General features: G+C 70.2%; 17 protein-coding genes and 1 pseudogene. 4 read left to right on the top strand and 14 right to left on the bottom strand.

All coding sequences use genetic code 11. From position 1 onward, the window contains the following. Positions 1 to 61: 61 nt before the first annotated feature. Entirely contained in the window at positions 62 to 1,018 is a 957-nt protein-coding gene (locus PCA76_RS19375; protein WP_272611860.1) for a LysR family transcriptional regulator, read from the top strand. Here the strand turns inward: PCA76_RS19375 and PCA76_RS19370 are convergent. Genes PCA76_RS19370 through PCA76_RS19335 form a run of 8 tightly spaced genes read right to left on the bottom strand, consistent with a single transcriptional unit; the run spans position 943 to position 9,120 of the window. Further along, complete coding sequence (locus PCA76_RS19370; RefSeq protein ID WP_272611859.1) at positions 943 to 2,181, bottom strand: vWA domain-containing protein; 1,239 nt, start codon at positions 2,179 to 2,181, stop codon at positions 943 to 945. The two genes, PCA76_RS19375 and PCA76_RS19370, sit on opposite strands and share 76 nt — an antisense overlap. Further along, positions 2,178 to 2,990, bottom strand: coding sequence for an SRPBCC family protein (locus tag PCA76_RS19365; RefSeq protein WP_272611858.1), 813 nt, complete (start codon positions 2,988 to 2,990; stop codon positions 2,178 to 2,180). Before PCA76_RS19365 ends, PCA76_RS19370 begins: the two co-directional genes overlap by 4 nt. Then, entirely contained in the window at positions 2,987 to 3,856 is an 870-nt protein-coding gene (locus PCA76_RS19360) for an AAA family ATPase (protein ID WP_272611857.1), read from the bottom strand. Before PCA76_RS19360 ends, PCA76_RS19365 begins: the two co-directional genes overlap by 4 nt. Further along, on the bottom strand, positions 3,853 to 4,428 hold the full coding sequence (locus tag PCA76_RS19355; protein WP_272611856.1) for a nucleotidyltransferase family protein: 576 nt from the start codon (positions 4,426 to 4,428) through the stop codon (positions 3,853 to 3,855). Before PCA76_RS19355 ends, PCA76_RS19360 begins: the two co-directional genes overlap by 4 nt. 3 nt (positions 4,429 to 4,431) lie before the next feature. After that, positions 4,432 to 5,298 carry an XdhC family protein gene (locus tag PCA76_RS19350; protein WP_272611855.1) on the bottom strand — a complete coding sequence of 289 codons (867 nt, stop codon included), beginning with the start codon at positions 5,296 to 5,298 and terminating at the stop codon, positions 4,432 to 4,434. A gap of 11 nt (positions 5,299 to 5,309) precedes the next feature. Next, on the bottom strand, positions 5,310 to 7,700 hold the full coding sequence (locus tag PCA76_RS19345; RefSeq protein ID WP_272611854.1) for an aerobic carbon-monoxide dehydrogenase large subunit: 2,391 nt from the start codon (positions 7,698 to 7,700) through the stop codon (positions 5,310 to 5,312). Beyond that, positions 7,697 to 8,245 (bottom strand): (2Fe-2S)-binding protein, encoded by a 549-nt coding sequence (locus tag PCA76_RS19340; RefSeq protein WP_088948676.1) that lies wholly within the window; start codon positions 8,243 to 8,245, stop codon positions 7,697 to 7,699. The genes PCA76_RS19345 and PCA76_RS19340 overlap by 4 nt, the downstream gene beginning before the upstream one ends. Before the next feature lie 2 nt (positions 8,246 to 8,247). Further along, complete coding sequence (locus PCA76_RS19335; protein ID WP_272611853.1) at positions 8,248 to 9,120, bottom strand: FAD binding domain-containing protein; 873 nt, start codon at positions 9,118 to 9,120, stop codon at positions 8,248 to 8,250. Positions 9,121 to 9,238: 118 nt separating this feature from the next. On the opposite strand from PCA76_RS19335, the gene PCA76_RS19330 reads away from it, so the two are divergent. Then, a complete protein-coding gene (locus PCA76_RS19330; RefSeq protein WP_272611852.1) occupies positions 9,239 to 10,312 on the top strand; it encodes an XdhC family protein in 1,074 nt (357 codons plus the stop codon). 173 nt (positions 10,313 to 10,485) lie between these two features. On the opposite strand, the gene PCA76_RS19325 is transcribed toward PCA76_RS19330, so the two are convergent. Further along, positions 10,486 to 10,884: an NUDIX hydrolase gene (locus PCA76_RS19325; RefSeq protein ID WP_272611851.1), complete on the bottom strand. Its 399-nt coding sequence runs from the start codon at positions 10,882 to 10,884 to the stop codon at positions 10,486 to 10,488. 95 nt (positions 10,885 to 10,979) lie between these two features. Here PCA76_RS19325 and PCA76_RS19320 point away from each other — a divergent pair, with 95 nt between their 5' ends. Continuing rightward, positions 10,980 to 11,744 carry an ABC transporter ATP-binding protein gene (locus PCA76_RS19320; protein WP_272611850.1) on the top strand — a complete coding sequence of 255 codons (765 nt, stop codon included), beginning with the start codon at positions 10,980 to 10,982 and terminating at the stop codon, positions 11,742 to 11,744. Continuing rightward, positions 11,741 to 13,681, top strand: a complete 1,941-nt coding sequence (locus PCA76_RS19315; protein WP_272611849.1) for a hypothetical protein — start codon at positions 11,741 to 11,743, stop codon at positions 13,679 to 13,681. Before PCA76_RS19320 ends, PCA76_RS19315 begins: the two co-directional genes overlap by 4 nt. 78 nt (positions 13,682 to 13,759) lie before the next feature. On the opposite strand, the gene PCA76_RS19310 is transcribed toward PCA76_RS19315, so the two are convergent. From PCA76_RS19310 to PCA76_RS19295, 5 genes and pseudogenes are all read right to left on the bottom strand, one after another. Further along, positions 13,760 to 14,758, bottom strand: a complete 999-nt coding sequence (locus tag PCA76_RS19310) for a hypothetical protein (protein ID WP_272611848.1) — start codon at positions 14,756 to 14,758, stop codon at positions 13,760 to 13,762. Positions 14,759 to 14,895: 137 nt separating this feature from the next. Then, positions 14,896 to 15,068, bottom strand: a pseudogene (locus PCA76_RS32655) (GntR family transcriptional regulator); the annotation flags it as partial. Further along, positions 15,061 to 16,326 carry a glycosyltransferase gene (locus PCA76_RS19305; RefSeq protein ID WP_272611847.1) on the bottom strand — a complete coding sequence of 422 codons (1,266 nt, stop codon included), beginning with the start codon at positions 16,324 to 16,326 and terminating at the stop codon, positions 15,061 to 15,063. The pseudogene PCA76_RS32655 and the gene PCA76_RS19305, both read right to left, overlap by 8 nt. A gap of 8 nt (positions 16,327 to 16,334) precedes the next feature. After that, a complete protein-coding gene (locus PCA76_RS19300) occupies positions 16,335 to 16,961 on the bottom strand; it encodes a tetratricopeptide repeat protein (protein WP_272611846.1) in 627 nt (208 codons plus the stop codon). Positions 16,962 to 17,258: 297 nt separating this feature from the next. Next, positions 17,259 to 18,485, bottom strand: coding sequence for a hypothetical protein (locus tag PCA76_RS19295; protein ID WP_272611845.1), 1,227 nt, complete (start codon positions 18,483 to 18,485; stop codon positions 17,259 to 17,261). Positions 18,486 to 18,961: the final 476 nt, after the last annotated feature.

Below are 18,961 nucleotides of genomic sequence, written 5' to 3'. Positions count from 1 at the left end.
ATCGAGGTTCGTCTCGACGGGGAGCCGAACGACGCGATCAGTCGGGGGAGAGGGGACGCCGATGACCCCGACGCAGCTTCGCGCGTACGTCGCCGTGGTTCGGCTGGGGTCCGTCAAGCAGGCCGCTGCGGAGCTTCAGGTCTCCGAGTCGGCGGTGTCGCTCCACATCGCCCAGTTGCGCAGGGAGTTCGGCGACAAGCTCTTCTCCCGGACGGCGGGTGGCCTCGCCTTCACCCCGGGTGGGCTGCGGCTGGCCAGTCGCGCCGCGGAGCTGCTGGGGCTCCAGGACCGCACGATCCGGGAGGTGAGCGCCGCGACGCGCGGCCGGCGGCTGCTGCGGGTCGCCGCGTCGAGCCTGTTCGCCGAGTTCGCCGCGCCGGGCCTGATCGAACTCTTCGCCAAGCGGGCCGCCGACCTCGACGTCGAGCTGAGCGTACGCAGCCCGGGCGCCTTCGGGTCGCTACTGCTGGCCCGGGCCGTGGACATCGCGATCGGCCCGCAACCGCCGGTGGTGGACAGCGCCACGGCCAGCCGGCCGGTGATGAACTACCGCCTCGTCCTCGTCGTCGGCCCGGACCACCCGCTGGCCGGTGTGCCGGCGTCCCCCGGGCAGCTGCGGGAGCAGACCTGGCTGCTCGGGCCGTCCGCCACCACGGATCTGGGCGGGGTGCCGGCGATGCTGCGTCGTCTGGCCGTGCCGGACGAGCGGCAGCAGATCTTCCAGAGCCACGCGGCGGCACTGGGGGAGGCCAAGCGAGGCAAGGGCGTCTCGCCGGCCCTCGCGTTCACCGTCGCGCCGGACGTCCGCCAGGGGCATTTCGTACAGGTGGCGGGGCCGCACGCGACGATGGAGGCGGTGTGGCATTCGCAGGTGCTCGCCACCCCCGACGCGATGTCGGCCGCCGACGAGCTGTCGCGCTTCTCGTCGACGCCGAGGGCGATTCAGGCGATGATGCGCGGCGCGGGCGTCAGCGTCGGCCATTTCCGGCCGTCGGTGCACGTGACGCTCTGGAGCTGACGGGCGACGACCAGCAGGTCCTGGAAGGTGCCGGCCGGCAACATCCGGTCGCAGTAGGGGAGAGCGGCGGCCATGCCGCCGACCCGGGGGGTGAAGCCGGGTGCGCCGGCGCGCGGATTCAACCAGACGATCCGGTACGCGCGCCGGCTCAGCCGGGCCATCACCGCGGCCAGTTCGTCCGGCGGGTCGCTGTCCCAGCCGTCCGAGCCGATCACCACCACCGCCCCGCGCACGGCGTCCGCGTGGTGGGAGGTGAGCAGGGCGCGCAGGTTCGTGGCGATGCGGGTGCCCCCGTACCGGTCGGTCACGGCGGCGCTGGCCTGCGCGACCGCCTCGGCCGCCGACGTGTGCCGTAGCACCACGGTGAGCCGGGTCAGCGTCGTCGCGAACGCGAACACCTCCGCGTCGGCGACCACCGCGAACGCTCGCATCAGATGCAGGTAAGCGGTCGCCTGCGCCCGCATCGACTCGCTGACGTCGCAGAGCAGGACGACCCGGCGTGGTCGCCGTACCGGCCGCTCGCGAACGACGTCGACAGGTTCCCAGCCGGTGCGGCGGGCCCGGGCGATCGTGGGTCGCAGCGCGATCCGGGCACCGGCCGAGCCGACGGCATGCCGCCGGGTGCGTCGGGTCGGCCAGGCGGTGACGGCGGCGCGTAGGGCGTCGCCGAGCTGCGTGACCTGTGCGGCGTCGAGTTCGTCGAAGGGGCGGTCGGCGAGCCCGGCGAGGGCGCTGGGGCGTCGCTCGGGCAGCCGCAGTGCGGTGTCGTGTTCCGGTGTCTCCGCGACGGCTGGCGGCAGGGTCGCCCACGGCAGGCCGCCGCCTGACCCCGCGTCGTCGGTGTCGGCGGGCACCCGGGCGTACACGTCGTCGTGACCGGCCGCCGGAGGGGCGGACCGCGACGGCCGGGGCAGCGGCGGGGGATCCGCGAAGATCGCTGCGAAGACACGGTCGAACGCGGCAAGGTCGCTGTGCCGCCGGACCAGGCTGATCCGAGCCGTCCAGTAGAGCGTGGACATCGAGTCGGGCGGACTCGCGGCGAGCGCCCGGACGAAGTCGTCGACGTCGGTGAGCCCGGCCGGCACACCGGCTCGTCGCAACCGGCCGGCGAGCGTCACCGCGAACGCGGCCCGGTCGATCCCGCGCAGCACGACCGGGCTCACCGGCGTGCGACCAGCCAGGCGATCACCGCACCGACCGCGACAAGACCGACAACCACGGGTACGAGGCGCTTGGTGATCGAACCGCCGGCAATACTGAGCAGGTCGAGTGCCTCTGGCTCGGCAGCCGGCGTGACACGCGTGACGTCAGCCGACGGCTCGACCGGTGACGGCGAGACCGGCGCGGGTTCGGCGGGTGACGGCGAGACTGGCGACGGCTCGACGGGTGACGGTGCGACGGCAGCGGTGCTGGGCGTGGTCGCGACAGCGGTGGCGGAGGCGGCCAGGGCGGGCTCGGTGGGCGTGGCGGACGGGGCCGGGACGGGCTCGGCTTCGGGTCGCGGGGCCGGTGCCGCCGACGGCGTTTCCTCGGCGGCCAGCTTGGCCTCCAGGTTGGCGACGAACTGGGCCAGCAACTTGCCCGACACTTCCTTGATCATGCCGCTGCCGAACTGGGCCAGCTTGCCGGAGATCTTCAGATCGGTGTCCATGGTGACCAACGTCCGGTCGCCGTCCGGCCGCAGGTGGGCGGTGACCAGCGCGGACGCGTTACCCGTCGACCGGGCGTCGCGGCCCTTCGCGTCGATCACCCCGCGGTATTCGGTGTCGTCCTTCTCGACGAACCGGGCGGTGCCCGCGAACTCCGAGATCACCGGCCCGACCTTGACCTTCACCCGGCCCCGGTAGACGTCGCCGTCGACGCCGGTCAACTGGGCGCCCGGCAGGCACGGCGCGATCCCCTCCAGATCGGTGAGCACCGCCCACGCCCGCTCGATCGGGACCGTGACCGCGAACTCATTGGTGATCTTCATGGTTGACTCTCCTGGTAGGCGCCGAGCGCGGCGGCAACCACGGCACGGTCGTCGGGGGTCTTGGCGATGGTGCCGATGGTTCGCACGACGTCGTCGGCGGCCAGGTCGGCGGCGCCCAGCACGGACAGCGCCGCCACCCAGTCGATGGTCTCCGCCATCCCGGGTGCCTTCTCCAACTCCCGGCCGCGTACGCCGCCGATGAACTGGACGGCCGTGTGGATCAGAGGCTCGGTGGCGCCCGGTACGGCCCGGCGCACGATCTCCACGGCGCGGGCCGGTTCGGGGAAGTCGATCCAGTGGTACAGGCAGCGGCGGCGCAGCGCGTCGTGCAGCTCCCGGCTGCGGTTGGAGGTGAGCACCACGATGGGCGGCGTGCGTGCCGTGAACGTGCCGAGTTCGGGGATCGTGATGCCGGCCTCGCCGAGGAACTCGAACAGGAGCGCCTCGAACTCGTCGTCGGCCCGGTCGATCTCGTCGATCAGCAGCACCGGCGGGACCGGTCCTCGGTGGCGTACGGCCCGCAGGATCGGCCGTTCCTGGAGGAAATCGGCGCTGAACAGGTCCGCGTCGGTGAGCCGCGCCTGTTGTGCCTCGGCGAGCCGGATCGCCAGCAGCTGTCGTTGGTAGTTCCACTCGTAGAGCGCCTCGCCTGCGGTCAGCCCCTCGTAGCACTGCAACCGGATCAGCGGCGTTTCCAGCGCGCGGGCCAACGCCTTCGCGGCGGCGGTCTTGCCGACACCCGGCTCGCCCTCCAACAGCAGGGGCCGACCGAGGCGCAACGCCAGGAACAGGGCCATCGCCATGCCGTCGTCGACCAGGTAGTCGACGGCGTCGAGGCGGTGCCGCACGGTCAGGGCGTCCTTCATGCCTCGCCCGCCAGCAGGCGCTCGTAGTCCGCCCGGGTGTCCACGTCGATCGGCACGGGCCCGTCGACGGGCACCTCGGTCAGCGGGTGGCGCCCGGAGTGCAGCAGCTTCCAGACGGCCTTGTCGCCGTGCAGGTCGTACAGCTCGGGAAGGACCGCACGGCCGAAGCGGAAGGGATGGCCGAGCCCGTTCGCGTACCGACAGACGGCCAGCGGGGTGGCCGCCGCCGCGACCCGGCGGACGTTTGCGGCACGGACGCCGGGCTGGTCGCCGAGGAGCAGCACGAGCGCGTCGGCGCGGGGGTCCACCGCCCGCGCTGCCGTGCTGACCGACGACCCGCAGCCGGTGCTGAACCCCGGGTTCTCCACGACCTGGCAGCCGGTCAGGTCCACCCGCTCGCGGATGTCGCTCGCCGCGCCGCCCAGGGTGACGAGCAGTTGGTCGAAGCCGCACGAGCGGGCCAGGTCGAGGGTGGCGTCGAGCAGCGTCCGCCCCCGGTACGGGAGCAGCTGCTTCGCCTCGCCGAGCCGCACCGATGCGCCCGCGGCGAGCACCACGCCGGTCAGGAACACGGGCTACGCCGCCGTGTAACTCGCGAGGCAGCCGGCGCAGCAGAACCAGACGTCCTGCCCGTCGACTCGCGCGTGCGGGGTCTCCGATGAGACCAGCACGGTCATCCCGCAGACCGGATCGACGGCCTGCTGCGGTCGGGCGGCCGGTGCGCCCGAGGCCGGGACCAACCCGTCCACCCGGATCGCCCGGACCACCTCACTCATGATCGACAGGGCGATCTCCTGCGGCGTACGCGCGCCGATCTCCAACCCGGCCGGTGAGTGGACGCGGGACCGTTCCGCGTCGGTCAACCCCAGCTCGTCGAGCAGGGTTGCGCCGCGCTTGCCGCTGGCGACGAGCGCGATGAATCCCACGCCAGCGTCCAGTGCGGCCCGGATCGCCTCCTGCTCGCCCTTGCCGAGCCCGGCCACGACGACCGCGGTGCAGCCGGTGGAGTCGTCAGCGGTGACGACGTCGAAGTCGAGGAACGCGGCGAGAGTCGCCACTGCCGCGCTGATCGGCGTGCTGCCGACCACGCGCAGTGCCGGCGCCGGCAGCATCGGTCGGAGGAAGACCTCGATCGCGCCACCGGAGTGGCACGGGTTGACCACCACCCGGGCCCCGGGCGTCTCCGGAAACGGGGCTGCACCGTCCGGCAGCACCCGCAGCAGCAGGGCGGTGCCGTCGCGCAGCGTGTCGAGTGCCGCCGCCCGCACCGAACTTTCGGCGCACACCCCGCCCACGAAGCCCTCGATCGAGCCGTCCGCCCGGATCACCGCGTCGTCGCCCGGCCGGGCCGACGTCGGGTCCTGCGCGCGGACCACGGTGGCGTGCACGAACGGCTCCCGGGAGACGGTCAACTCCCGGGCGCGTTCCGCGATGGTGGTCATCCTCGGCTCCCTCAGATCGGCGGCCGGGCCTGGCCGCGCATCGCGTCCCAGACCCGCGACGGCGTCAGCGGCATGTCGGCGTGTCGTACGCCGAAGGGCTTGAGGGCGTCCACGACCGCGTTGACGATCGCGGGCGGCGATCCCACCGTCGCGGACTCGCCCACCCCTTTCGCGCCGATCGGGTGGTGCGGCGACGGCGTCACGGTGAAACCGGTCTCCCAGTCGGGCACCTCGAGCGACGTCGGGATCAGGTAGTCCATCAGGGACGCGCCGAGGCAGTTGCCGTCCTCGTCGAACGCGATCATCTCCATCAGGGCCATGCCGACCCCGTCGGTCAGCCCGCCGTGCACCTGCCCCTCGATGATCATCGGGTTGATCCGGGTGCCACAGTCGTCGACCGCGATGAAGCGTCGTACCGTCACCTGCGCCGTGCCGGGATCGATGTCCACCACACAGATGTACGCGCCATGCGGGTACGTCAGGTTCGACGGGTTGTAGCAGATCTGCGCCTCCAGCCCGCCCTCGATGCCCTCGGGCAGGTCACCCGCTCCGTGCGCGCGCAGGGCGATGTCCTGGATCGTGACGGACCGGCCCGGGTCGCCCGCGACGTGGAACGCGCCCTTCTCCCACTCCAGGTCGGCCACCGACACCTCGAGCATCCCCGAGGCGATGATCCGGGCCTTGTCGCGGACCTTACGAGCCACCAGAGCCGCCGCCGCGCCCGAGACAGGCGTCGAACGGCTGCCGTATGTGCCGAGGCCGAACGGGGTGTTGTCGGTGTCGCCGTGCAGCACCTCGATGTCCGCCGGCGGGATCCCGATCTCCTCGGCGACGATCTGCGCGAACGTGGTCTCGTGCCCCTGGCCCTGGGACTGCACGCTGAGGCGTACCACGGCCTTTCCGGTCGGGTGGACGCGCAGCTCGCAGCCGTCCGCCATGCCCAGCCCGAGAATGTCCATGTCCTTGCGCGGCCCGGCGCCGACCGCCTCGGTGAAGAACGCGATGCCGATGCCCATCAGCTCGCCCCGGGCCCGTTTCTCCGCCTGCTCGCGGCGCAACTCGTCGTAGCCGGCCATCTCCATCGCCAGCCGCATCGTCGGCTCGTAGTTGCCCGAGTCGTACACCCAGCCGGTCTTCGTCGTGTACGGGAACTGCTCCGGCTGGATGAAGTTCTTCAACCGCAGCTCGGCCGGGTCCATGCCGAGCTCGTCGGCGAGGCAGTCGACGATCCGCTCGACCAGGTAGACCGCCTCGGTGATGCGGAACGAGCAGGCGTACGCGACACCACCGGGCGCCTTGTTGGTGTAGACCGCCGTCATGCTGCAGTACGCGGCCTCGATGTCGTAGCTGCCGGTGAAGACCCCGAAGAAGCCGGCCGGGTACTTCACCGGGGCGGCGGTGCCGTTGAACGCGCCGTGGTCGGCCAGCACGTTGGTGCGGATGCCGAGGATCCGACCGTCGCGGGTCGCGGCGATCTCCCCGCGCATGATGTAGTCGCGGGCGAAGCCGGTGCTGATCAGGTTCTCCGAGCGGTCCTCCATCCACTTCACCGGTTTGCCGGTGACGATCGAGGCGACGATCGCGCAGACGTACCCGGGGTAGATCGGCACCTTGTTGCCGAACCCACCGCCGATGTCCGGCGCGATCACCTGGATCTTGTGCTCGGGCAGGCCCGCCACGATGGCGTAGAGCGTGCGGTGCGCGTGCGGCGCCTGGGTCGTCGACCAGAGCCGCAGCTTGCCGTCGACGGCGTCGTAGTCGGCGACCGCCCCGCACGTCTCCATCGGCGCCGGGTGCACCCGCGGATAGACGAGATCCTGGCTGACCACGACGTCGGCGCGGGCGAAGACCGCCTCGGTGGCCGCCTCGTCGCCGGTCTCCCAGTCGAAGCAGTGGTTGTTCGTCTTGCCGTCCAGGTCGTCGCGGATCAGCGGGGCGTCCGGCTCCAGCGCGCGGCGCGCGTCGATCACCGGGTCGAGGACGTCGTACTCGACGTCGATCAGCTCCAGCGCGTCACGGGCCGCGTACCGGTCCTCGGCGACGACGAACGCGACCTCCTGGCCCTGGAAACGCACCTTGTCGGTGGCGAGCACGGCCTGCACGTCGTTGGAGAGCGTCGGCATCCAGGCCAGGTTCTGCTGTGCCAGCATCGCCCCGGTCACCACGGCCTTGACGCCGGGCGACGCCTCGGCGGCGCTCGTGTCGATGCTGACGATCCGGGCGTGCGCCACCGGCGAGCGAAGGATCGCGAGGTGGAGCATTCCGGGCAGTTGGACGTCGTCGACGTACCGGCCGCGGCCACGCAGGAACCGTGGGTCCTCCTTGCGCAGCATCCGGCCGTACCCGACGGGCTTCTGGTCGTTGTCGTGGAACGTGTCCACGCGCTCGTGCACCGTGGTCATGCGACGGCCTCCGCGGGCTGGCCGGCGTTGTCGATCTCGCCGGCCTCGGTGGATTCGGTGGTCTCGGTGACCTGAGCCGCGGCCTGCGCCTCGGCCACGGCGGCCCAGCGGACCGAGCGGACGATGGTGGCGTAACCCGTGCACCGGCAGATCTGACCCGAGATCGCCTCCCGGATCTCCGTCTCGCTCGGGTCGGGGTTGCGGTCGAGCAGCGCCCGCGCGGTCATCATCATCCCCGGTGTGCAGAAGCCGCACTGCAGACCGTGGCACTGCATGAACCCCTGCTGGATCGGGTCCAGCTCAGCGCCCTTGGCGAGACCCTCGACGGTACGCACCTGGTGGCCGCCGGCCATCGCCGCGAGCACGGTGCACGACTTCACCGGCTCGCCGTCCAGCCAGACCACGCACGTGCCGCAGTTGCTGGTGTCGCAGCCCCAGTGCGTGCCGGTGAGACCCAGCACGTCCCGCAGGAAGTGCACCAGCAGCAGCCGGGCCTCGATCTCCCGGGTGACCTCGACGTCGTTGACGGTCATGGTGACCTGCATGCTCAGCTCCTCGCCCGTTCGACGGACCGGCGCAGGGTCCGCCTGGTCAGCTCGGCGGCCAGATGCCGCTTGTAGTCCGCACTGCCGCGCTGGTCGGTCACCGGGTCGCAGCTGCGCGCCGCGATCGCCCCGGCCTGCTCGTAGAGGTCCTCCGAGGGCTCCTGCCCGCGCAAGGCCGCCGAGATCTCCGGGATGCCCGTCGTGTTGGGGCCGACCGCCGCCAGCCCGACCCGGGCGTCGACGATCGCGCCGCCGTCGAGCCACACCGCCGCGCCGGCCGACACCACGGCCCAGTCGCCGGCCCGGCGCTCGACCTTGGCGTACGCGCTGCCGCAGCCGGGTCGCACCGGCAGCCGGATCTCGACCAGGATCTCGTCGTCCCCGACGGCCGTCTCGTACGGCCCGACGTGGAAGTCCTCCATCGACACGACCCGCTCCGCGCCGCCCGGACCACGGATCACGCACCGCGCGTCCAGCGTCGTGCAGACCGCCGAGAGATCCTCCGACGGGTCGGCCTGGCAGAGCGAGCCGCCCAGCGTGCCCCGGTTACGCACCACCGGATCGGCGATCACCCGTTCGGCGTCGGCGAAGATGGGGAACGCCGCCGCCAGCGCGGCGGACTCAAGCAGCTCACGATGTCGGGTGAGCGCACCGATGCGTACCTCGTCCGGGCCGTTCTCGATGTAGCCCAGCTCGGCGTGCAGATCGTTGATGTCGATCAGGTAGTCGAAGTTGGCCAGCCGAAGCTTCATCATCGGCAGCAGGCTGTGCCCGCCGGCGATCAGGCGGGCCGTGCCGCCCAGTCGCTCCAGAAGGCTTATCGCATGGTCCACACTGGTGGCTCGCTCGTACTCGAACGGTGCCGGCACCTGCATGTCGCACCTCCGCAGTCCGGCAAAATCTCTGCCCGGCGGTGGCCAAAGTCAACAACGACCTAAGCAACTGCTTAGGTCGCCGTTGACGGTGCCGCCGAGGCTCGCGGATCGTGCGGCCATGCGGGACATCGTCGACGGGCTGACGGGCTGGCGCAGCGCCGGCATCGCGTTCGCCGTCGCGACCGTCGTGCGGACCTGGCAGTCCGCGCCCCGGCAGCCCGGCGCGGCGATGGCCGTCTCCGCCCACGGCGAGGTCCTGGGCAGCATTTCGGGAGGCTGCGTCGAGGGTGCCGTCTACGAGCTCTGCCTCAGCGCGCTGGAGACCGGAACGGCCCACACCCAGACCTTCGGTGTCAGCGACGACGACGCGTTCGACATCGGCCTGACCTGCGGTGGCACCATCCAGATCCTGGTCCAACCGAGTGTCGCGATGACCGAGCCCGACGAGGTGCTCGCCGCGATCCGGGACGGCCACCCGGTCGCCACCGCATCGGTCGAGAACGCCCAACTGGTGATCTGGCCCGACCGGGTCGCGGGCAGCCTCGGTGCACCCGACCTGGACGACTCGGCGGCCCGGCAGGCGGCCGGGATGCTCGCCCTCGGCGCCACCGGCACGATCCACCTGGGCTGGCAGGGGGAGCGGCGCGGCGATGACGTGGCCGTGTTCGTCCAGTCGTACGTGCCGCCGCCCCGAATGATCATCTTCGGCGCGATCGACTTCGCCGCCGCGACGGCCCGGATCGGCAAGTTCCTCGGCTACCACGTCACGGTCTGCGACGCCCGCCCGGTGTTCGCCACCCGCGCGCGGTTCCCCGACGCCGATGACCTCGTCGTCCAGTGGCCGCACACGTACCTGGAGTCGACGACCGTCGACGACCGCACGGTGCTCTGCGTCCTGACCCACGACCCCAAGTTCGACGTGCCGCTGCTCCAGGTCGCCCTCCACACACCCGCCCGCTACATCGGCGCGATGGGCAGCCGCCGCGCCCACGACGACCGGATGCGCCGGCTGCGCGAGGCGGGTGTGAGCGAGGCCGCGCTGGCCCGACTCTGCTCGCCGATCGGGCTGGACCTGGGCGCCCGGACACCGGAGGAGACGGCCGTGGCGATCGCAGCCGAGATCACCGCTCAGGCGTGGGGTGGCTCGGGTCGGCCGCTCAGCGACGTGGAGACCCCGATCCACCACACCTGACTCGGAGTGCCGACGGGGGCGACCTCTGCACTGCCTCCTTTGCTCTGCTTCACTCCAGGCAACACCCCGCGTCCGATATTCGGACACCGGGTGTTGCCTCCGTTGAAGCAGAGCAAAGGACGTGCGAGCACCCCGACTACCAGGGCCAGCGAGAGCCTGTCGAAGGGGAGGCGCTAGATCATGGACAGGACCAGCGCGGCGGAGACTGCCAGTTCCCGATCGAGCACCTGGTCCGGGGGAACGAACACCATGGCCTGCCCTTCACCGAGGACCACGTCCTCCTGTCGAGCCCTGGTGGTGCCACGGAACACGTGGACGGTCACGGTGTGGGGAAAGCCGGCTTCGTAAGGACGCGGACCGCTCCACAGCGGGTGGAGTTCACCCGCTGTGAGACCCGTTTCCTCCAGCAGCTCGCGGCGGGCCGCCTCCTCCGGCGACTCGCCGGGCTCCACATGACCGCCCGGCAAGCTCCACTGGCCCGGCGAGGCGGCGGCGTCCTCATCGCGGTGCTGCAGCAGCACCGCGCCCGAGGGGTCGACAAGCAGCACGAGGGCGACGTCATAGGTGGCCATGACGAGACCGTGCCATGCCACCGAGGGCTTGTCGACGGCGGTCCCTCGCGGCTCGCCGGCCGCGCCGTTGTGAAGGGGTCACCTATGCTCGGCGGGTGATCCCCCCAGCACTCGAGATCCGCGGTCTGGTGAAGGCCTTCGCGGCGCATCGCGCGGTGAACGACATCGATCTGACCGTCCGCTCCGGCACGTTCCACGGCATCGTCGGACCCAACGGCGCCGGCAAGTCCACCACCATCGGGATGGCGGTCGGACTGGTCACTCCGGACGCCGGGGAGATCCGGATCCTCGGCCACGACGCGCTTCGTGACCGTGGCCTGACCCGTGCGCTCACCGGCGTGCTGCCGGACGGCCTCGACTTCCCGGAGCGCCTCACCGGCGCCGAGCTGCTGCGCTACAGCGCCGGCCTGCGTGGGCTGCACCGGGTAGCGGCCGCCGACCGGGCCGCCGAGCTGATCGAGGTGCTCGGCCTGGCCAAGGGCGCCGGCACCCCACTCGCCGACTGCTCCACCGGCACCCGCAAGAAGCTCGGCCTCGCCCAGGCGCTGCTGCACGCGCCCCGGCTGCTCGTGCTCGACGAGCCGTTCGAAGCGGTCGACCCGGTCTCCGCCGCCACCATCCGCCGGGTGCTGCGCCGGTTCGTGGACGGCGGCGGCACCTGCGTGCTGTCCACCCACTCGATGCTGCTGGTCGAGCAGATGTGCGACGAGGTAACCGTGATCCATCAGGGCCGGGTGGTCGCCGCCGGGCCGGTCGCCGAGGTCGCCGCCGGCAGCAGCCTTGAGGACCGGTTCGTCGAGTTGGTTGGCGCCGAAGCCTCCGGCAGCGCCGGCCTGGACTGGCTGACCGAGGCACGATGAGCGCGCAACCCGCCACCCCTGGCCGGCTGGCCGGCACCCTCGGCGCGATCGCGGTGCCGGCTCGGATGCGCGCGACAATGCTGCGTCGCTCGCTGCGCGAGCACCCCGGACCCACGGTGGCCGGGCTGGTCGGTCTGCTCGCCGCCGGCTGGCTGATCCGGTACGCGCTCCGCGGCGACCAGCACACCCTCGGCCTGCTCGCCGGGGCCTGGGTTCTCGGCTGGATCGTCCTGCCGCTGCTGCTCGGCGGCGGACGCGGCCGGGTCCGTCCGGCCCACCTGCGGTTGGAGCCGATCGGCGGAGTTCCGGCCGCGATCGGTCTGCTGGCCGCGTCGGCGATCGGTATCGGCCCGGCCGTCTCGTTGGTGGCACTCGCCGCGCTGCCGGTGCACGCCGCCCGGCACGGCACCGTCGCGGTCCTCGTCACCGCCTGCGGCGCGGTGCTGCTCTGGCTGCTCGGGCTGATCGGCTCGGCCATCGCGCTGGAGGTCGTCGGTCACGCCGGCGGCCCGGCCGGGGCGCTGCTCACCGGCATCTTCACCGGTACGGCGATGGGTGTCGCGGGGTCGCTCTGGGCGGTCTTCCCCTGGGTGTCGGTCCTGCTCGTGGCAGCGCCGGATGAGGTGGTCCGGGCCATGGCGTACGTGCCGAGCGCCTGGCCAATCTCCGCCGGGTCCGGACCAATCGAGCAAAGGGTGCGCCTGATGGCGACCCTGGTGGGCATCGTGGCGCTTTGCGCCGCCGCGTACCTCATGCTGGTGCGAAGGGTGATCGCCGCTGGCGTGCCGTTCCGGCCGCGCCGGACCACCGTGCCCCCGCTCGTCCGGCGCGGCGGCGACGAGCCGGCCGCGCGGCCCGGGACCACGGCGGCGTCACCGGCCGGAGTTGGTCGTGCCCAGCGCGGCTGGCGGGCGTGGGTGCCGGCCGCGACGCGGGCGGTCGCGGGCCGCGAGCTGCGGGCCTGGACGCGGCATCCGCTGCGGTTGCAGTATCTGGCGTTCGCCGTGGTGTACGGCGCGCTGCTCGCCGGGCTGCCGCTGCTGTCCGACGTGGACCTGCTGGTGCCGTGGGCTGGGCCGCTCGCCGTGCTCGGCGCGGCGGCGATGTCGGCCGGGCTGGTCGGACTGGACGGCACCGCGTTGTGGCTGCCGCTCACCACGCCGGCCGGCGAACGGGCCGAGGTCCGGGGCCGGGCCCTGGCCTGGCTGGTGCTGGTCACCCCGATGGGGGTGCTGCTCGCCGTCGCCGGTGTCCTCCTCGCGCCGGACGTCAACCCGCTGGCCGCGCTCTCCACCCTGCCGGCCCTGCTCGGCGCGGGCGCCTCCGTGCCGGTGTGGGTGTCGCTGCTGCGGGTGCGCCCCGCAGTCGACCCGCGGCATCCCACCTCGGCCGACAACCCCACCGACATCGTCAGCGTGCTGGTCGCCACCGGGGGAGGCTTGCTCGCCGCTGCGCCGGTGTTCGCGCTGGTGATCTGGGGTCCGCCGTGGGTGGCGCCGCTGATGCCGCTGGTCGGATTGCTGTGCGGTGCAGCGGCCTGGTGGGGTGGCCTCTGGCTCGCAGACGACCGCCTCGCCCGGCGCGGGACCGAGGTACTCGCCGCCGCCGGCCAGCGGAGCCGGCCCCCGGAGACGGTGATCCCGCTGAAGTGGGATGCGGAGTGGTATCGGGACAACAAGGCGACGGCGTGGGCGCTCGCGTTGCTGACGGTGGGGTGGATCCCGGTGATCCCGCAGGGGGTGATGCCGCTGGCGTTCGGGATCGACGGTGGGTGGATCCTGGCGGGTCACCTGGAGGGGGCCGCGCACACCACGGTGGGGTTGGGAATGGTCGCTCTGGGCGGTGCGATGCTGCTCGTCGGCCTGGTGTTGTGGGATCGTCGACCGCAGCCAAGCGGTTCTCCCCGCGCCCGACCTGCCTCCGAGACGGCGGATTAGGCGCGGGTGATACCTACTTGACGACGTGAAAGGCGGGGTGGGCAATCCACTCGTGGAACTGTAAAACAACTTGGAGCCCTACCACAGGCCGAGCTGGCCCTCGACCTCGTCCGTGTGCGGCTCCCGCAACTGCCACAGCCGGACTACGCCACCACGGACGTCGTGCGTCAACCACCGTCCATGCCCACCTGCCGACCGGATGGAATTTTGCGGCATGTCGATGCCGTATTCCATGACGGTCTGGGGACGCAGCGTGCGGGTGGAGAGCAGGAGGTGTTGCTCGCCGTCGTCCTGGCCGGTCGTGATGCCGACCATGACCCAGTCGTCGGATATGACCGCTGCGGCCTCGTACATCGCGTAGTCCTCGGAGTCACCGAATCCGGGGATGTCGTCGTAGTGGCGCTCTGCGCGCACGGTGTCGTCGACGACATCGCGTACCGCGATCCGGCCGCTGCCGTGCGGCATCGAGAGATAGAAGTTTCCAGCGGCGTTCATGTCGGCCAGGCAGCCGTCCATGGTCTGCTCGGCGACCAGCCGTCGATCGGGGGCTGCCAACCAATGGCTGAGGCAGGTCTCCGGGCCCACCGCGATGTGCATGCCGACGCGTCCTTGATCGGCGTGCACGATGAAGGTGGCACCGCCCTCTATGGTCTCAAGCGGGCGCCGGCCAACCTCGGTTCCGCCTGCACTGGAGTCCAACACGACGAGTTGGTCACCGGAACCGTCGGGCAGGAACAGCCAGAGAAGGTCATCGCCGGCCAGGTGACAACTTGGCTGTGGCCACCCGGTCGACAGCGCTCTGCCGTGTTCGGCCGTCCACCGGACGCGGCCGGCGGCGCTGCGGACCTGCACCTGTCGTGGTCCCACCAGCGCGAACTGCGACCGGTCCGGTGCAACGCTGACAGCCAGGATCGGATCCGCGTCGGGGGGTACCGCCTCCCACGCAAGCGCGACGGTCAGATCCGGGCTCAACACCCGCAGCGAGCGATCGTCCCAGGCCAGTAGCCCCGCACCAGACACCCACTCAACAGAGGTCGAGGGCGGCACCACTGTCTCGGCGATCAGCAACGGGCGCACAGAGGTGGAGCCTACCCACCGCGAGAAGTTGAGTAGTGCGCCGTCGTACGGGCCTGTCCTGACCGTACTGACCTTGCGATGTCTGAAGCCGGGTGCGCTGGCTTCGGTGCCCTGGTCGCGTACCGGACTGAGCTAATCGCGACGAACACTCCAACGCCCGGCAATGTTCCGGTCACGCCTTTGATTCGGAGCACCTGCATGGCGCGATCAATCACCGGCTCGGTCATGCCATCGTGCTCGATCAACTCTCTTCGGCTGGGCAGCTGGAGCCGGGCGGGAATTCTCCCAGCGAGATGCGATAGTCATATATTCAGCAGACCGCCGTTACGTAGGGCGTCGTCCTTGATCGCGATGAGATTCGCTGAGACATAGGGGATGTTGTGCGTCTGGTGCCATTCGCTCGGGAAGTAGGTGACCAACCGCGACGCCTGGAATCGGCAATTGATTTCAGGTACGAACCGAGAGTAGTTGGCGTCTGTGAAATACCAGAACGAGTTTTCGTTGTAGAACGCCACATGCGTCGGATCTTGGTAGGCACCCCGACCGTCGGTGCTGGGTGTCAGCGACAGCAGCATCCCGTTCGGCGCGAGCAGTCGGTACAACTCGTTGAACAGTGCGATTTTGTCCGGAATGTGTTCCAGGAAGTCCACAGCCCGAATGACCCCGACGCTGTTGTCCGGTAGATCGACCCCCTTCGTCACGTCGCAGACCATGTCGACGCCCGACCCGTCGTGGTAGTCCAGACCGAGATATCCTTCCGGCTTGTTGTGGGCCGCACCCAGGTCGAGCGCCAGGAGTCCCTGCCGCCGTGACCAGGTCAGCACATTCTGTTGAATGTTCCGGTCGTAGATCTCCACCGTGCGCTGCTGGATACGGGCGTTGACATCCGGAATGCGCTGCGTGTTCTTGGCATGTATGCGCTGCAGGTACAGGCATTTCTGAATGTGATGGAACTCGCTCACCTGGTAGATCCGAGCCATGAGATCGGCGTCGTCCGCGACGTCGAGCGACTCGTCGTATCCGCCGACCTTCTCGTAGATGTCCCGGCGGAACGCCCGCACATGGTTCGGTGCGTACCAGATGTAGCTCACATTGTGCGGCGTCGGCGGCAACGCCCGGCAGGCCAGCACCTCGCGGCCGTCCACCTTCTCGTCGTAGTGCCGCCAACCAAATGAACTCGCGAAACGGTCCTCGCAGCGGCCACCGTCCTCCTGGATCTGCGCGGTGTCGCTGTAGACGAACCCCACCTCCGGGTTGGAGTCGAAGGCGTCGACGATTTCTTGCAGACAGTCGCTGCTGAGCAGATCGTCGTCGTCAAGCTCGACCAGGATGTCCCCGGCAGCCTCGGCGCAGGCGTACCCTTTCACGGCGCCAACGCCGTTCAGGTTGTCCTGGACAATGAGCCGGATCCGATCGTCGTGCCTCTCGGGCCGCCAACGAGACCCCTGGTTGAGAACGACCACCCACTCCCAGTCGGTAAAAGTCTGCTCGACCAGTGATCGGAAACATTCATCGATGAAACGGGTGCGGTTGCTCCCTGTGAAGACCGTTACGCGCGGTGTACGCATTGAGCCAATCACCTACCCGCCGGAGCCGAGGACGGAGCCTTCGGGACCGCACGGTACTTCGCCGGCACGGCTGAGGTGAGCCCCTTGTCCAGCCGCATCGCCGCCTTGAAGGCGTCCCGCGCCGCCGCGTCGTCACCGGATTGGGACAGCAGCATGCCCAGCCGGAGGTAGGCCGTTGACGACTTGTTGTCGATCGACACGACCTTGCGGTAGATGTCCATCGACGTCGTTGGGGCCTTACTTTCCAGTGCAATGGCCTTGTTGTAAAGGGCCGGCTTGTAGTTGGCGTCGGCCGCCAATGCCTTGTCGTAGTTGCTGATCGCCTCGTCGGCCTGGTTGCGCGACTGGGCTATGAAGCCCAGGTTGAACCAGGCGAACTTGTTGTTGTCCTCGGCGGCCAGCACTTTCTCGAAGGTGGCTTTCGCCGCGTCGAAGTTGCCGGCTTGGCCCTGCTCGACACCGAGCTTCAGCAGATCCGCCGGCGCGGTTCCGGTGCTGGTGTCGCCGTTCGCCTTGTCGCTGTTGCCGGCGTTGCTCGTCTGCGGCTTGTCAGCAGGCTTCTCGCTGCATGCCGGGACTCCGGCCAGCAGGACCGCACCACAGGCGAGTGACCCGAATATCTGACGCGTGCTCATTTCTTCTCCTTGACAGTAACGAGGCGGCGACTTGCTCTTCCGCCGGCTGGCATTGCTGCTGCTGGCGCCGTTCGGGCCGACTGTTGGCGGCAGGTGCCTACGCCACGGGATTGGTGGGTGAGATACAGGACACCCAGATGTCGGCGCCTCCGCCGGTAAAGGTGAACTGGTAGCCACTGATCGAGAGCGGCTGGATCAGCACCGGGTTGACGCCCGCACCCGAGAGCTGATATCCGGTTCCGACAGCAATGTCTCCGGGCACGCACCCGAAATTGACGGGGGTGTCCGCAATCACGGTCAGCGGGCCCTGGATGTATGCTGAGTCGATCCCGTTGCCCGCCAGACCCTGCGCGCCCTGGGATCCTTGTACGCCCTGCAACCCCTGCGCGCCTTGAGCCCCCTGGGCGCCCGTGTCGCCCTGGAAACCTTGGGTGCCTTGTGTGCCGGTGTCGCCTTGGGCGCCTTGAGCACCTTGGAAACCTTGGGTGCCTTGTGCGCCGGTGTCGCCTTGGGCGCCTTGAGCACCTTGGAAGCCTTGAACGCCTTGAGCGCCCGTGCTGCCTTGGGCACCTTGTGCGCCGGTGTTGCCTTGAGCACCTTGGGCACCTTGGGCACCCTGGAAACCTTGGGAGCCGGTGTCGCCTTGGTTGCCTTGTGCGCCGGTGTTGCCTTGGGTGCCTTGTGCGCCGGTGTCGCCTTGGGCGCCTTGAGCACCTTGGAAACCTTGGGTGCCTTGTGCGCCGGTGTCGCCTTGGGCGCCTTGAGCACCTTGGAAACCTTGGGTGCCTTGTGCGCCGGTGTCGCCTTGGGCGCCTTGAGCACCTTGGAAACCTTGGGTGCCTTGTGCGCCGGTGTCGCCTTGGGCGCCTTGAGCACCTTGGAAACCTTGGGTGCCTTGTGCGCCGGTGTCGCCTTGGGCGCCTTGAGCACCTTGGAAACCTTGGGTGCCTTGTGCGCCGGTGTCGCCTTGGGCGCCTTGAGCACCTTGGAAACCTTGGGTGCCTTGTGCGCCGGTGTCGCCTTGGGCGCCCTGAGCGCCCTGGGAGCCTTGGGCGCCGGTGTTGCCCTGGGCGCCTTGGGCGCCTTGGGCGCCTTGAGCGCCTTGAGCGCCTTGAGCGCCCGTGTTGCCCTGGGCACCTTGTGCGCCGGTGTTGCCTGGTGCACCGGTGTTGCCTTGGGCACCTTGGGCACCCTGGAAACCTTGGGAGCCGGTGTCGCCCTGAGCGCCCTGAGCACCCTGGAAACCTTGGGAGCCGGTGTTGCCTTGGGAGCCTTGGGAGCCTTGGGAGCCTTGGGAGCCTTGAGCGCCCGTGCTGCCTTGGGAGCCTTGTGCGCCGGTGTTGCCTTGAGCACCTTGGAAGCCTTGGGAGCCTTGAGCGCCCGTGTTGCCTTGAGCACCTTGGAAGCCTTGGGAGCCTTGAGCGCCCGTGTTGCCTTGGGAGCCTTGTGCGCCGGTGTTGCCTTGAGCACCCTGGAAGCCTTGAGCGCCTTGAGCGCCCGTGTTGCCTTGGGCGCCTTGAGCACCTTGGAAACCTTGGGAGCCGGTGTCGCCTTGGTTGCCTTGTGCCCCGGTGTTGCCTTGGGCGCCTAGAGCACCCTGGAAGCCTTGGTTGCCTTGGGCGCCGGTGTTGCCCTGGGAGCCCGTGTCGCCTTGGGCACCTTCAGCACCTTGAACGCCTTGAGCGCCGGTGTCGCCCTGTGCGCCTTGAACGCCCTGAGGGCCTTTGCCCTTACTGCCCTTGGAGCCATGCGGGTAGGCCGGCTTCGGCCGCTTGCCCCCGTCGTGCCACGGGCCCTGCCAGCCCTGCGGGCCGTGGTCCGGTGGTCCGCCAGGGTAGTGGCCCGGCGAATCGTCAGGTCCGCCGCCGTCTTGGCGGACAGTCGACCAAGAGGACGGCCACCCGCCGTACTGGCCGAGCGGACCGGGCGTACCCATGTGCACGGCCTGGGCAGGCGATTTCGCTTCCACGGGTTGCGCTGCGGCTGCGGGCCCACCCGTC

Source organism: Micromonospora sp. LH3U1, assembly GCF_028475105.1.
Taxonomy (GTDB): domain Bacteria; phylum Actinomycetota; class Actinomycetes; order Mycobacteriales; family Micromonosporaceae; genus Micromonospora.
This window is presented reverse-complemented; position numbering and strand designations above follow the sequence as displayed.